General features: G+C 69.1%; 12 protein-coding genes. 3 read left to right on the top strand and 9 right to left on the bottom strand.

Translation table 11 applies throughout. The features are described from left to right. Positions 1-60: 60 nt before the first annotated feature. On the bottom strand, positions 61-546 hold the full coding sequence (locus EUC46_RS00060; protein WP_128772169.1) for a hypothetical protein: 486 nt from the start codon (positions 544-546) through the stop codon (positions 61-63). Positions 547-627: 81 nt separating this feature from the next. Further along, complete coding sequence (locus EUC46_RS00055; protein ID WP_241655293.1) at positions 628-1,533, bottom strand: lysophospholipid acyltransferase family protein; 906 nt, start codon at positions 1,531-1,533, stop codon at positions 628-630. A 233-nt stretch (positions 1,534-1,766) separates the two neighbouring features. Here EUC46_RS00055 and EUC46_RS00050 point away from each other — a divergent pair, with 233 nt between their 5' ends. After that, positions 1,767-3,377: a DEDD exonuclease domain-containing protein gene (locus tag EUC46_RS00050; RefSeq protein ID WP_241655322.1), complete on the top strand. Its 1,611-nt coding sequence runs from the start codon at positions 1,767-1,769 to the stop codon at positions 3,375-3,377. Positions 3,378-3,448: 71 nt separating this feature from the next. Here the strand turns inward: EUC46_RS00050 and EUC46_RS00045 are convergent, their stop codons facing one another. Continuing rightward, complete coding sequence (locus tag EUC46_RS00045; RefSeq protein ID WP_128772168.1) at positions 3,449-3,892, bottom strand: hypothetical protein; 444 nt, start codon at positions 3,890-3,892, stop codon at positions 3,449-3,451. A gap of 158 nt (positions 3,893-4,050) precedes the next feature. On the opposite strand from EUC46_RS00045, the gene EUC46_RS00040 reads away from it, so the two are divergent. Beyond that, positions 4,051-4,674 (top strand): superoxide dismutase, encoded by a 624-nt coding sequence (locus tag EUC46_RS00040; protein ID WP_128772167.1) that lies wholly within the window; start codon positions 4,051-4,053, stop codon positions 4,672-4,674. Between the two features lie 140 nt (positions 4,675-4,814). Here the strand turns inward: EUC46_RS00040 and EUC46_RS00035 are convergent, their stop codons facing one another. From EUC46_RS00035 to EUC46_RS00020, 4 genes are all read right to left on the bottom strand, one after another. Beyond that, positions 4,815-5,789, bottom strand: coding sequence for an FKBP-type peptidyl-prolyl cis-trans isomerase (locus tag EUC46_RS00035; protein WP_241655292.1), 975 nt, complete (start codon positions 5,787-5,789; stop codon positions 4,815-4,817). 43 nt (positions 5,790-5,832) lie between these two features. Next, on the bottom strand, positions 5,833-6,222 hold the full coding sequence (locus EUC46_RS00030) for a HesB/IscA family protein (protein ID WP_128772165.1): 390 nt from the start codon (positions 6,220-6,222) through the stop codon (positions 5,833-5,835). 156 nt (positions 6,223-6,378) lie between these two features. Next, positions 6,379-8,037 (bottom strand): ABC-F family ATP-binding cassette domain-containing protein, encoded by a 1,659-nt coding sequence (locus EUC46_RS00025; RefSeq protein ID WP_206645839.1) that lies wholly within the window; start codon positions 8,035-8,037, stop codon positions 6,379-6,381. An 85-nt stretch (positions 8,038-8,122) separates the two neighbouring features. Continuing rightward, positions 8,123-8,902 (bottom strand): hypothetical protein, encoded by a 780-nt coding sequence (locus tag EUC46_RS00020; protein ID WP_241655291.1) that lies wholly within the window; start codon positions 8,900-8,902, stop codon positions 8,123-8,125. A gap of 365 nt (positions 8,903-9,267) precedes the next feature. Here EUC46_RS00020 and EUC46_RS00015 point away from each other — a divergent pair, with 365 nt between their 5' ends. Continuing rightward, entirely contained in the window at positions 9,268-11,337 is a 2,070-nt protein-coding gene (locus EUC46_RS00015; RefSeq protein WP_128772163.1) for a glucose PTS transporter subunit IIA, read from the top strand. A gap of 64 nt (positions 11,338-11,401) precedes the next feature. On the opposite strand, the gene EUC46_RS00010 is transcribed toward EUC46_RS00015, so the two are convergent. Both EUC46_RS00010 and EUC46_RS00005 read right to left on the bottom strand, forming a co-directional pair. After that, positions 11,402-12,259, bottom strand: coding sequence for a TrmH family RNA methyltransferase (locus EUC46_RS00010; protein ID WP_128772162.1), 858 nt, complete (start codon positions 12,257-12,259; stop codon positions 11,402-11,404). A 34-nt stretch (positions 12,260-12,293) separates the two neighbouring features. Further along, complete coding sequence (locus EUC46_RS00005; RefSeq protein WP_277750460.1) at positions 12,294-12,626, bottom strand: HdeD family acid-resistance protein; 333 nt, start codon at positions 12,624-12,626, stop codon at positions 12,294-12,296. Between the last annotated feature and the right edge of the window lie 139 nt (positions 12,627-12,765).

The following is a 12,765-nucleotide window of genomic DNA, read 5'->3' as shown; positions in this document are numbered from 1 at the left end:
GATATGTCCTGCTGGTCGAGGCCGGGGAGTGCACGTGCGCACGGTCGACTGCGCTTCCCCTCACAGTACGCCTGCGAGCAGCCAGCCGGCCGCCACGAGGTAAACGGCCGCGTAAACGCCGTGTATGGGGAGGTTGAGGCGGATGAAGCGCCGGATGACCTCATCGGGCACCTCCGATGGGCCGCCTTCGGCCAGGTGCTCGGTGCGGGCGAAGCCCGAGCCGACGTGAATCGCGTACCACAGGGGCATGGCGGCGACGGCGAAGATCTGCGCGCCCAAGGGCCGGTCGGCGGCGTCGGAGAGCAGCCCGGCGATGAGGGATGCCGCCGCGACCACCACCTGCCCCAGAACCCACGCGGCGTACTTGGTCGAGGCCCGCTCATCGTCGTTGAAGGGCAGGAGGAGATGCTGCAGTTCGGCGCGCTTGCCGTGGCTCAGGGTATGGGTGAAGAAGGCGCCCATGGTCACGACGTAGGAGATCATGAATCCGGCGAGCACCGCGGTGTAAACGATCGTGGCCGCGTACAGGAGGCTGGGCAGGTCCATGCGGTCATGGTCGCGCACCGGCACTGACCGATCAAGGCTGGTCAGCGGGGTTTGATGACCTATGCCCGCCCCCCGACGGGCTCAGGACTCCGCCGAGGAAGCCCCGCCGGAACCCGCCAGCGGCTCGCCGTCGCCCCCGGCCAGCTCCCCGTCAGCCTCACCGACCGGCTCGTCAATCTCGGGCGGCTCGGGGACGGTCACGTCGGGGACGGGCCGGCCGCCGGGTGCCGCCACGGGGGCGGCGGCGGGCCGGCGCAGCGCCTGGGCCGCCAGCATCTCGGTGACGACCTCGTCGGCGCTCTTCTTCTCCGCGCTCATGGCCTTCTTGACGTCCGCCGCATATAGGTCCACGTACTCCTGGCCGGACAGGGACATGAGGGCGTACATGATCTCGTCGGTGATGGAGCGCAGCACGAAGCGGTCGTTCTCCAAGCCCTTGTAGCGGGAGAAGTCCAGGGGCTCACCGACCACAATGCCCACGCGGTGGCGAGTGGAGGGGATGACCTGGCCAATGGGCTGGGCCAGGTTGGAGTCGATCATGGCCACGGGGATGACTGGGGCACTGGTGGCCAGGGCGATGCGGGCCACCCCGGTCTTGCCCCGGTAGAGGCGCCCGTCGGGGCTGCGCGTGCCCTCGGGGTAGATGCCGAAGAGTTCCCCGGCCCGCAGACGGTCAATACCGGCCTGAAGGGCGGCCTGGGAGGCCTTGCCGCCGGAGCGGTCCACGGGGATGGTGCCGACGGTCTTCATGAAGTTCTTCACCGCCCAGCCCTTGACGCCCTTGCCGGTGAAGTAGTCGGACTTACCGATGAAGGCGACCTCCCGGTCCACCAGCAGTGGCAGGAAGAAGGAGTCGATCACCGCCAGGTGGTTGGAGGCCAGGATCGCCGCCCCCTCTGCGGGAATGTTCTCCTCCCCGCGGATCCAGGGCTGGTAGAGGATCTCCAGGGCCGGGCCGACGGCGGTCTTAATGCCTCGGTATCCCACGGGGGCCTCCTGCTGACTCGGCGACGGCTCATAGTACCGACCCGGCACCCGCACTCGACGCGGGGAATGCCCCTGCTGGAGGGGCGCTGGGGCGGTCGCCCTCCCCGAGGGTGTGCTGGAAGGGCTGCTCCTAGAAGTCTAGCCTCGCACCCGTGGTTCCTCCTGCGCTTCAGCCGCCCTCCGAGACCAGGGGCCCCTGCCCTCCACCGGGAGTGCAGGCGACCTTCGAGGACATGGGCACGCCCTTGGGCCAGGTGGAGTTCGTCGTCGTCGATCTGGAGACCACCGGCGGGCCCCCCGGGGCTCAAGCCATGACGGAAATCGGGGCGGTGCGCGTGCGCGGCGGGGTGGTCGACGCCGAGTTCACCACCCTGGTCAACCCCGGCATCGCCATACCCGCGCAGATCACGGTGCTCACCGGCATTACCAATGCCATGGTGGTCGACGCCCCGCCCGTGGGCGAGGCCCTGACCTCCTTCCTCCAATGGGCGCACCTGAGCCGTCAGGACACGGTCCTGGTCGCCCACAATGCGCGCTTCGACGTCGGCCATCTGCGCGGGGCCGCCAGGGCCCTGGACCTGGGGTGGGTTGAGCCCCGGGTTCTGGACACCCTGGCGTTGGCGCGCAAGACCTGGTCGCGCAGCGACGTCCCCAACCACCGCCTGGACACACTCGTCTCCTTCATTGGTTCGCCCAGACGCCCCACCCACCGCGCCCTGGACGACGCCCGCGCCACCGTCGACCTTCTTCACGCCCTCCTGGAGGCTGCGGCCCCCCTAGGGGTGACGCATTTAGAGGACCTCGCCACCGCCTGCGACCCGGTACCCGCCAAGAGGCGCGCCAAGAGCCGCCTGGCCGAGGGGTTGCCGCGCAGCCCGGGGGTCTACCAGTTCCTCTCCCCCACGGGCCAGGTGCTCTATGTGGGCTCCGCCGTGGACCTCAGGCGCCGGGTGCGCTCCTACTTCACCGCCGCCGAAACCCGCACCAAGGTGGCCCAGATGCTCGATGTGGCCGTCCACGTGCGGGCTATCCCCACCCCCACCGAGTTGGAGGCGCGCGTGCGCGAGCTGCGACTCATTGCCGAGCTGGATCCGCCGGTCAACCGCCGCTCACGCAGCCCGCGCCGCCAGCCCTGGCTGCGACTGCTCACCTCCCCCCAGGCGCGCCTGGCCCTGACCACGGTGCTGGAGACCAAGCGGATCCCAGAAGCGATCGGCCCCTTCCCCTCGCGCTCGGCCGCCCAGGAGGCGGCGCGGGCCGTGGAGTCGGTGCTGAGACTGCGCACCTGGGACGGCCACGGCCTGCGGGCGGCCGCTGGTGGGCCCGAACCTGCTGACCCGCAGCTGGCTCGTCTGGCCCTGTCGGGGCAAATCGACCTGGTCGCCTCCCCGCTGCTGGAGCGAATCGAGACCCTGGCCGCCCAGGAGCGCTTCGAGGAGGCCGGCGTGTGGACGCGCCGCCTGCGCTCCCTGCTGCTGGGGGTCAGGCGGGCGGAGAAGGCGCGCCCCCTACTGGCCTGCCCCCACCTCATTGCCGCCCGGCGCCGTGAGGCCGGGGGCTGGGAGCTGGTGGCGGTGCGCTGGGGGCGCCTGGCCGGCAGTGCCCTAACGCCGCCGGGCGCGGACCCGCGCCCGGCCGTGGCGGCGCTGCGCGCCAGCGCGGAGGTGGTTGAGCGCCCCGACCGCGTGGGGCAGGCCGCGAGCGTGGAAGAGACGCTTCTGTTGGCGAACTGGGTGCTCGACGCTGGAGCGCGCCTGGTGGAAGTCGAGGGGGACGCCTCGGTGCTGTCCTGGCCGGTGGGTGCGGCCGCCCGCCACCAGAAGGTCATAGACGCCCGGCCCTGAGGAGCAAGTCCCGAGGAGCGGAGTCAAGGAGCAGTAAGGAGCCGTGCCTAGTCTCCTCTGTCCTCGCGCTCCTAGCCGGCGGGCGCGACGGTGCCGGGGCGGGCGCGCAGGGCGGCGGCCACACCCTCCTGGAGGCTGAGCGGGTCCAGGGGCCGGGGCACGACCGCCTCCGCCTTGGCCCACGCCGAGAGCCAGTTGTCCTGGGGGCGGGCGGTGAGCAGCAGCACCGGGGGCCGCTCGTCCAGCTCGGTGTAGAGCTCGTGGGCCAAGCCCATACCGCCGAACTTCTTGGCCTCGGCATCCAGGACCAGCAGGTCGAAGGGGGCCAGGCCCTCCTCTCGGCGATCCTTCATGGCCAGGCGCACGCCCTCGGCAGTGGCGGCCTCCTTCCAGTTCACCAGGGGAAGGCCTTTGGCGGGGCGGCGGCCCACGCCTTCAATGACCTGGCGGCGCACACTGGAGTCGTCGGAGAAGACGAGGAGCTCAAGTCGCGCGGGAGCTGCCTGGTCAGTCATACGGTCCTCCATGGGGCGTGGCGAGGTGTTCTGCGGTCAGTGTAATCGCACGCCCGCTTCTGGGCGGCTCGTGGGAGGGGAGCCTACGATGACGTCGTTGGGACTTCTGTCCTACGCCTTGGGCTGGAGTCATATCCCTCGACGAAAGGCAGGACGCCATGGCCGTCTACACCCTCCCCGAGCTCCCCTATGACTACGCCGCCCTGGAGCCCCACATCTCAGGGCGCATTATGGAGCTCCACCACGACCGTCACCACGCCGCCTACGTGACCGGGGCCAACGGCGCCCTGGAGGCCCTGGCGGCGGCCCGCGCCGGCGGGGATCTGGCCGCGATCAACCTGTGGGAGAAGAACCTCGCCTTCAACCTGGGCGGCCACACCAATCACTCGGTTTTCTGGACCAACCTCGCCCCCGGTGGCGGCGGTGAGCCCGAGGGCGAGCTGGCTGAGGCCATTAAGGACTCCTTCGGCTCCTTCGCCGCCTTCCAGGCCCACTTCACGGCCACCGCCCTGGGCATCCAGGGCTCGGGCTGGGCGGTGCTGGCCTACGACTCGATCTCCGGGGGGCTCGTGGTCTTCCAGCTCTTCGATCAGCAGGCCAATGTCCCGGTGGGCACCATTCCGCTGTTCATGGTCGACATGTGGGAGCACGCCTTCTACCTGGACTACCTCAATGTGAAGGCCGACTACGTCAAGGCCATCTGGAACATCGCCAACTGGGAGGACGTGGCCCGGCGCCTGGCCGACGCCGTCGCGCACACCCAGGGCCTGATCCTGCGCTGAAACACGCGGGCGAATACGTGGGCAGTGCGTGGGCGTGAGCGCCCCGGCGCGCGGCTCGAATGCCGAGCCCCCGGAGCCGTGCGGCTCCGGGGGCTCCTGGGCTCTGGTCGGCGCCTCACCGCTTCAGTGCCACCGGGGCCTCACAGCGACGCGCCCACATCCAGGACGTAGGCCTCTGACTTGGTGCCGGCGGCTGGGTTCCCGGGCAGGAGGATCACCACCCGTGAACCGACGGGCACGCCAACCAGGTCCGACAGCGCCGGGGAGGAGGCCATGGGAATGACCTCCAGGAAGTTGGACTGCCAGGTCGAATGCGTTGCGGAGTTGTCCCAGGTGGTGACGGCCAGGTTCGCAACGACCTGGGAATCGGCGGCGATCGGTTCTCCCGTGCCACGGGCGACCTCAATGATCTCGACCTGGGTCGGTTCGGGGGCACCGGATGTCACCGTAATGGTGGGTTCCTGGCCGAGCTCGCCGGTCAGCACCACTCCACGGTCCGTCAGCGTCTGCTCGGCGCCGCTCCATGAGGCGCCCTTGATCACCGAATCCAGGTCCTGGGAGGAGACGTCGTCAATAATCTCCACGACGAAGACGAGTGTGCCCTGCGGTCCGGGAGAGCCGGTGTTCTGCCCGTAGCCCAGCTCGGGGGGAATGGACATGAGCACCCGCTCACCGACCTTGTGCCCCACGAGGCCGCAGGTCCAGCCGGCAATGACGCTTCCCAGGCCGAAGGGGATGGACTCGCCCCGGGAATAGGAGGAGTCAAAGGGCTGTGAGGAACCCCACTCCCATCCGGCGTAGTGGGCCACGACCACGTCGCCTTGACCGACGGCGGCGCCCTCGCCCTCCTCAAGGGTCTTGACCGTCAGGTTGGCGGGAGTATCCTTGCCGCTCCACTCCACGGTGGGCAGGGCTCCGGCGTCCCCCGTGACGGTGGGCAGACTCTCGGAGTCGGCATCAATGGTCAGGGCCGCACAGTCCACCTCGACGCCTGACTGGGGCATCACGGTCGCCGGGGCGTCGGGGCTGGAGCCAGAACTCGAGTCGGAGCAGCCCGACAGGACCAGGGCCGCGCTCAGCACAAGCACTGAAAGGACAGGGGGTGTGCGTCGCACAGGTTTCTCCTTGGATGAGGTGGGTGGCCCTGACCGGGTCCGGTCAGTGGAAGGACTCTCCGCAAGCACAGGTCCCGGCCGCATTGGGGTTGTCAATAGTGAAGCCCTGCTTCTCAATGGTGTCGGCGAAGTCGATGGTGGCGCCGGAAAGATAGGGCACACTCATGCGGTCCACGACGACGTCGACACTGGTCAGGCCGTCGGTGCCGGTGGGGAAGGCGCGCACGGCGTCGCCGTCCAGGAGCCTTTCGTCGAAGTAGAGCTGGTAGACCAGGCCGGAACAGCCCCCCGGCTGGACCGCAATGCGCAGGCGCAGGTCGTCCCGCCCCTCCTGGAGCAGAAGGCTGGCGACCTTGGCGGCGGCAGCCTGCGTCAGAAGGACCTCGTGCTCGGGAACCTCCGTGGTGGTCTCGGTGACAATGGGCTCGGCCATGTTTCTCTCCTCGTAGCGGGCGGCCCGGTGCGGGCCTCCCGCCGTGGTGGTGGGTGGACGTCGAGGCGAACGCCCCGACGAGCCGGCTTGTTCCCCCACACCCTACGTCCTCCGGTATGCGGCCCCGCAAGGTGCTGTTCGCCAGGCTGCGGCGGCTCAGGCGAGGGCGACCAGGTCCATGTAGTCCTCACTCCACAGGTCCTCGTCGCCGTCGGGCAGGAGCAGCACGCGGTCGGGTCCGAGGGCCTGGACGGCCCCCTGGTCGTGAGTGACCAGGACAACGGCGCCGCTGAAAGTGCTCAGGGCCCGCAGGATCTCCTGACGACTGGCCGGGTCGAGGTTGTTGGTGGGCTCATCCAGGAGCAGGACGTTGGCGCCGGAGACCACGAGGATGGCCAGGGCCAGGCGTGTTTTCTCCCCTCCGGACAGGACGCGGGCGGGCTTGTCGGCGTCGGCCCCGGAGAAGAGGAAGGAGCCGAGCACATTGCGCACCTGGGTGTCGTCCATCTCGGGGGCGGCGCCGCGCAGGTTCGCCACCACGGTGCGGGTGGTGTCAATGGTCTCGTGCTCCTGGGCGTAGTAGCCGACCTTGAGGCCGTGGCCGTTCATGACCCGACCCGAGTCGGGCTGCTCGACTCCTCCCAGCAGGCGCAGCAATGTGGTCTTGCCGGCGCCATTGAGGCCCAGGACGACGACGCGCGAGCCGCGGTCAATGGCCAGATCGACCCCGGCGAAAACCTCTAGAGAGCCGTAGGCCTTGGACAGCCCCTGGGCGCGCAGGGGGATGCGGCCGCAGGGGGCGGGGTCGGGGAAACGCAGGTGGGCGACCCTTTCCTGGATGCGCTCCTCCTCCAGCCCTTCCAGAAGGCGCTCGGCACGGCGCAGCATCTGCTGGGCGGCCACGGCCTTGGTGGCCTTGGCGCGCATCTTCTCCCCCTGGGCCCGCAGGGCCGCCGCCTTCTTCTCCGCATTGGCCCGCTCGCGCCGACGCCGCTGCTCATCGTCAGCACGCTGGCGCAGATAGGCGTCCCATCCCAGGTGGTAGACGTCCAGGACGCCACGGGTCGCATCCAGGTGCATGACGTAGTTGACGGTGTCGCGCAGGAGCTCGACGTCGTGGCTAATGACGACGAAGCCTCCACGGTAGGAGCGCAGGTGGTCGCGCAGCCAGAGCACGGAGTCGTGGTCCAGGTGGTTGGTGGGCTCGTCCAGGAGCAGGGTGTCGGGCTGCTGGAAAAGGACGCGGGCGAGCTCCACGCGGCGGCGCTGGCCCCCGGAGAGGGTGCCGATCTCCTGGTCCAGGATCCGGTCGGGCAGGCCCAGGGCCGCGGCCACGCGGGCGGCCTCCGAGGCGGCCGCGTAGCCTCCGGCCATGGTGAACTCGTGGTCCAGGCGGGTGTAGCGCTCCAGGGCCTTGGCCTGGGCGTCGCCTTCGGTGACGGCAATGCGCTCCTCGGCCTTGCGGATTCGAGTCAGGAGGGTGTCGATGCCGCGTGCGGACAGGATGCGGTCGCGGGCGATCTCGGTCAAGTCACCGACCTTGGTGTCCTGCGGCAGGTACCCCACCGAACCGTTGCACGAAATGCTGCCCTCATGCTCAACGGCGTCCAGTCCGTGACGGGAGTCCGCGTCGGCGGCGGCCTGGCCGGCGCCCTGCGTCACGGAGGCGGCGGCCAGGAGCTTGGTCATGGTTGTCTTGCCGGCGCCATTGCGCCCCACCAGCCCTATGCGCATGCCCCTGTCGACGCGGAAGGAGGCGCCGCTGACGAGCCTGCGGGCACCAATACGCATGGTGAGGTCCTGGACGTTGATCACGGCGGCCATGCTACGGGGCTTTCAGCGTCCGAGTTCCCGGCAGTGACCCGGTGGTGAGCTGTCGGTCACACCCGCCCGCGCCCTTTTAGTCCCACCACAGCCACCATCCGACCTCGCCCTGGCACCAGGCAGGGCTCAGGAGCCGGATTTCGTCGGGAGGGGACTCGGCGTCGAGCCGGTAGCGGGCCTGGACCGTCCTCCACAGGAGGCGGCACTGGCAGTCCTGATCGTGCTCAAGGGAGACTCGGTAATCCAGCAGGTCGGGGTCACGCACCCACAGGGCCTCCACGCTCAATCGCTCATCAAAACGTTGGGGGCCAATGCCGTACCCGCTGAGGAGGACACGGTCGCCGCCGGTGGCGCAGGCCCGCAGCAGTCGGCGCAGGCTCGGACCGAGGTTCTGCCGGTCCTCCAGCGCGTTGGCGGGCAACCACTCCAGCAGGTCCAGGGCCGCCTCGGCGTCCAGGCCCGCAAAGGAGACGTAGTCCTGCGCGGGCCCCCCACAAGGGTCGAGGTCGAATCCCGCCATCACAGTGCCCCCAGCGCCCTCAGTGCCCCCAGCGTTCTCGGTGCCCCCAGTGTTCTCCTCGCCGCGCTCCCGGTGGGCGGGGAAGCAGCGCAGCAGCTCCCACAGGGGGATCAGGGTGGTCCACCCGCGCGGCCCGTAGATGCCCCCTGAGTCGAAGGGGTTGTAGGCGGTGGTGTCCCGCCATGTCGCGGCATTGGGGCCGGGCGCGTACTCGGGCCGACCCGCCTCGGGCCGTGCGGGCAGTGGCCTCGACGGGGCGGCCGGTCCCGCAGCGGGCGCCGGGCGCGGTGGTCGGCGCCCGGGCTCAGGGGTCATGGTGGGTGCTGGGGTGCTCATGTCAGGGACTCCTTGAGTGTGCTCGTCGCCGTCGAGTACTCCGACGGCGGGGACGAGTGGGCCTCGCCACAGCAACCAGACTCGGGCACGAGGTGTCATTGGCGCCCCACAGTTGTGAATGCGGCGAAGGCAGGAGCGCAGGAACCGGCATGTGGTTCCCGACATGAGTCTGAACCGGTACTATCGACGGGATCACTTCCCGGCACGATCGAAGGTCCCAGTCCCATCGCGCTACCCTTCGACCATTGCTCAGCGTTTGAGCAATGATCCAGTGTGATCCAGTGTTCAGTTCACTACCAACAGCCCGACTCCCCGCAGGTCTATGCCAGCCCTTCGGGGAGAAGGGTCGAATGGAAAGGCCAGTCATGGCTACAACCACATCCACCCCCGAGGCGATCCTTGAAGCCGTCGGCGGGGCCGGAAACATCATCCACCTCACGCACTGCGCCACCCGCCTGCGCTTCGAGCTCAACGACGCCTCTATCGTCGATAAGGCCACGGTCGAGGCGATCCCCGGCGTCATGGGCGCGGTCCCCCAGGCCGGGGACCGCTACCAGATCGTCATTGGCGGAGCGGTCGCCAGCGTCTACGAGCAGATCACCAACCTGCCGGCCATGAAGGCCGGCGGCGGCTCCGGCTCCGGGGGAGGGGCGAAGACGGACGCCGAGGTGAAGGCCGAGGCCCGCGCGAAGACCCGCGGCAAGAACGCCCTGGTGGACGCCTTCTTCGAGTACCTCTCCGACTCCTTCCGCCCGCTGCTGCCGGTCCTGCTGGGCGCCTCGCTCATTATCGCCGGCGAGGCGATCTGCGAGGCCTTCGGCCTCATCGACACTCGCGCGGCGAACGCGGACAAGCCGGCCGCGCTGCTCTTCGTGGACGCCATGTTCCGCAGCGTCTTCTACTTCCTGCCCATTATGGTGGCCTACAACGCCTCCAAGAAGCTGAAGATCGACCCGTGGGTCGGGACCGCCATTATGACGGCCCTCCTCACTCCGGAGTTCCTGGACCTGAGCAACCACCCGAGCACCACGTGCGTCCACAACGAGACCATTAACTCCGACCTGTGCACCGCCCACATCGCCGGTCTGCCCATGCAGCTCAACTCCTACGGCGGCCAGGTCTTCGTCCCGCTCATGATGGTGGCCGTGCTGGCCCTGGTCTACAGGGGCCTGACGAAGATCGTCCCGGACAACGTCCAGATGGTGTTCGTGCCCTTCCTGTCCTTCTGCGTCATGATGCCCGTGACCGCCTTCCTCATCGGCCCCCTCGGCGTGTGGATCGGTACCGGCCTGGGCACCGCCCTCTTCTGGCTCAATAGTCACGCCCCCATCGTCTTCGCCATTATCATCCCCATGGTCTACCCCTTCCTGGTGCCGCTGGGACTGCACTGGCCGCTCAACGCCCTCATGCTGGCCAACATCGCCTCGGATTCCACTGGTCACACCGACTTCATCCAGGGCCCCATGGGCGCCTGGAACTTTGCCTGCTTCGGCGCCACGGCCGCCGTCCTCGTCTGGTCCTTCCGCGACAAGGACAATGAGATGCGCCAGACCGCCACCGGTGCGCTCTTCGCCGGTCTGCTCGGCGGTATCTCCGAGCCCTCCCTCTACGGTATCCACCTGCGCTTCAAGCGCATCTACCCGTTCATGCTCGTCGGCTGCGCCGTCGGCGGCATCATCGAGGGCATTGGCGGCGGCGTCAAGACCGGCACCTTCGCCTTCACCTCGCTGCTGACCATCCCGGTCTTCAGCCCGATGGCCCTCTACGCCATCGCCGTCGCCGCGGCCTTCGGCACGGCGTTCTTCCTCATTGTCACCTTCGGCTACCGCACGAAGGAGGAGCGGGCCGAGGCGCTCGCCGCCGCGGGCGTCGTCGAGGCCGGCCCGGCCGCGGACACCCCCGCTGGAGGCGGAGAGTCCGCCTCAGCCGCTGCGGAGGCACCGGCTGAGGACAAGCCCGCCCTGGTTCCGGGCACCGTCACCGAGATCACCTCACCGCTGGCCGGGAACGTCGTGCCCCTGAGCGAGGTACCCGACCCGGTGTTCTCCTCCGGTGCGGTTGGCGACGGCGCCGGCGTAACCCCCACCGGCGAGATCGTCGTGACCGCTCCCGCGGACGGCACTCTTGCGGTGGCGCCCGCCTCCGGTCACGCCTTCGGCATTAACCTGGACTCCGGTGTTGAGATCCTGGTCCACGTCGGCATTGACACCGTCAACCTGGAGGGCAAGGGCTTTGATGTCAAAGTCACCCAGGGGCAGCGAGTCAAGGCCGGTGACGTGCTGGTGCGTGTTGACCGCGCCGTCGTCGAGGAGGCCGGCTACTCGCTGGTCACCCCGGTGCTCGTCACCAACACCGCCAAGTTCGCCTCCGTTGAGGCCATCGCCACCGGTGGCGACGTCATGAGCGGCGACCCGCTGCTGCGCGTCACCGCCTGAGCCTGAACCGGCTTCACCGAGGGCCGGTACCCCACTCGTTGGGGTACCGGCCCTCGCCGCACCGTCACCCGGTGCGCACCGCCCAGAAGGCGACAGCGGCGGCCGCGGCCACATTGAGGGAGTCCACTCCCCCGGCCATGGGGATGCGCACCACCGCATCGGCCCTCGCCACCGTGCGTGCGCTCAGGCCGTCCCCCTCGGTTCCCAGCACCAACGCCACCCGGGACTCGGCGCCGGTGCAGGCCGGCGACGCCGCGAACTGGTCCAGGCTCACCGCGTCCCGGCTCAGAGCCAGGGCGGCCACGGTGAAGCCGACCCGATGCAGCTCCTCGGTGGCGGGCCACGGATCTATCCGCGTCCAGGGAACCTGGAAGACCGTGCCCATGGACACCCGTACGCTGCGCCGATAAAGAGGGTCGGCGCAGTGGGGCGTGATCAGGACGGCGTCCACGCCCAGGGCCGCCGCGGAGCGGAATACGGCCCCCACATTGGTGTGGTCGACCAGGTCCTCCAGAATCGCCACGCGTCGCGCCCCCCTGCCCCGGCGGGCGGCGGCGAGCAGGTCGGGGACGCCGGCCAACGCCGGGCGGTGCATGGCCGCCAGAGCCCCGCGGTGAAGATGGAAACCAGTGATCGCCTCCAGCACCGGCTCGGGCGCCAGGAACACGGGCACCGCTCCGCCGTCGCCACGCCCCTGACAACCCACGGCCGAGGCGATAATCGGGGCCATCTCCGCGTAATGGCGAGGAGCCATGAGGAAGGAGCGGGGCTCGTGCCCCGCGGCCACGGCCCTGGCAATGACCTTGGTGGACTCGGCCATGTACAGGCCGCGCTCAGTTTCCAGGCGGCGCCGCAAAGCCACATCGGTTAAACGAGTGTAATCAGCCAGGCGGTCATCGGCGCCCTGCACTTCGACAATCATGCGGTTGAATTAGGAGGGCCCGCCGCTGCCGGGGTCAGGAGGCCCCCAGTGTCCGCTTAATGAGCGAGCGCAGCCGAAAGCCGGCAACGATGAGCATGACTCCCCAGGTGATGGCCAGGACCCCGAAAAGCCACGTCAGCGTCAAAGCGGCCTCGGCGGGGTTGGCCATGACGAAGAATCCGGCGAGGATCCACAGCGCACCGCCGGCACCCACAAGAATTCTGTCCAGAATCCTCTCAGGCGCCCAGGCGGCCAGGAGCTCGGCGATGCCGCGGACGACGAGCCATATCCCCAGGATCCAGGCCACCGTCGCCACCCCCATTCCAGGGCGCACCACGACAATAATCCCGGCAAGCACGCCGAGGATTCCAGAGGCAACGAAGGTTATTCACAGGGGTTTGCGGGATTTCGTCGGAGGAGGCCGAAAAGGACGGTGGGTAACCGGGGGTGCGGAATGGAGTGGTTCCCGCCGCCTGGCGGGCTCCCCAGGTGGGTGACGTAAGAGA

Origin of the sequence: Actinomyces oricola (assembly GCF_004104015.1) — a bacterium.
GTDB lineage: Bacteria > Actinomycetota > Actinomycetes > Actinomycetales > Actinomycetaceae > Actinomyces > Actinomyces oricola.
The sequence above is the reverse complement of the archived record's forward strand: the minus strand, read 5'-3'. Positions and strand labels throughout refer to the sequence as shown.

Bases quoted from the DNA above. Each gene is read 5' to 3' on its own strand.
- EUC46_RS00015 (WP_128772163.1), top strand. From the start codon at position 9,268: ATGGCTACAACCACATCCACCCCCGAGGCGATCCTTGAAGCCGTCGGC.
- EUC46_RS00040 (WP_128772167.1), top strand. From the start codon at position 4,051: ATGGCCGTCTACACCCTCCCCGAGCTCCCCTATGACTACGCCGCCCTG.
- EUC46_RS00020 (WP_241655291.1), bottom strand. From the start codon at position 8,902: ATGAGCACCCCAGCACCCACCATGACCCCTGAGCCCGGGCGCCGACCA.
- EUC46_RS00030 (WP_128772165.1), bottom strand. From the start codon at position 6,222: ATGGCCGAGCCCATTGTCACCGAGACCACCACGGAGGTTCCCGAGCAC.
- EUC46_RS00050 (WP_241655322.1), top strand. From the start codon at position 1,767: ATGGGCACGCCCTTGGGCCAGGTGGAGTTCGTCGTCGTCGATCTGGAG.
- EUC46_RS00010 (WP_128772162.1), bottom strand. From the start codon at position 12,259: ATGATTGTCGAAGTGCAGGGCGCCGATGACCGCCTGGCTGATTACACT.
- EUC46_RS00045 (WP_128772168.1), bottom strand. From the start codon at position 3,892: ATGACTGACCAGGCAGCTCCCGCGCGACTTGAGCTCCTCGTCTTCTCC.
- EUC46_RS00060 (WP_128772169.1), bottom strand. From the start codon at position 546: ATGGACCTGCCCAGCCTCCTGTACGCGGCCACGATCGTTTACACCGCG.